Source organism: Bacillus sp. 05T31, from assembly GCF_056396725.1.
The window spans coordinates 1-565 of the sequence record NZ_JBFTMA010001280.1 but is presented as its reverse complement, the minus strand read 5'-3'; the positions used below and the strand labels follow the sequence as shown (position 1 = coordinate 565).

At 37.2% G+C, this 565-nt stretch carries 1 protein-coding gene; it reads right to left on the bottom strand.

Going from position 1 to position 565, the window contains the following annotated elements; all coding sequences use genetic code 11:
- A partial coding sequence (locus AC1DJR_RS32920) for a sensor histidine kinase (protein WP_477004559.1) occupies positions 1 to 565 on the bottom strand: 565 nt, incomplete at both ends.

The following is a 565-nucleotide window of genomic DNA, read 5'->3' as shown; positions in this document are numbered from 1 at the left end:
CCATAATGTCCAGGATTCTTACCGATATACCCAGTGTCAAACCCAATTCCATTATCTTCAACTTCAATAATAAGTTTTTCAAGATCATCGGTATATTCAACTTTTAGATTAACATCTGTTGCCTGTGAATGTTTTGCGATATTCGTTAAACATTCACTAATTACATATAAACAGTGCTCCTTTACTACGCTTGAAATATGCGGGGGGCTTTGAATAGTAAATCTCACATGTATAGACGTAGCCTCAGAAAAACGTTGAACTTCTTCCACTACTGCTTCATTAAATGAATTGGTAGTATGACGCAAATCATCAATAACCAACCTTGCATCATGTAAAGTTTGTCTCGCCCTTATCATAGTTTGTTTCATAATCTCTTGAGATCTTCCTATATTCCCTTTTTGCATATGGGCATCTATTGCTTCCAATTGCATAATTAAGCTCGCTACACCTTGCGCTAACGTATCATGTAAATCTCTTGCCATACGCTGCCTTTCATTAGCCAACGTCAATTCTTCCACTCTTATATATGCAGACTCTAACTCCCGGATGTAGCTCTGTATACGAT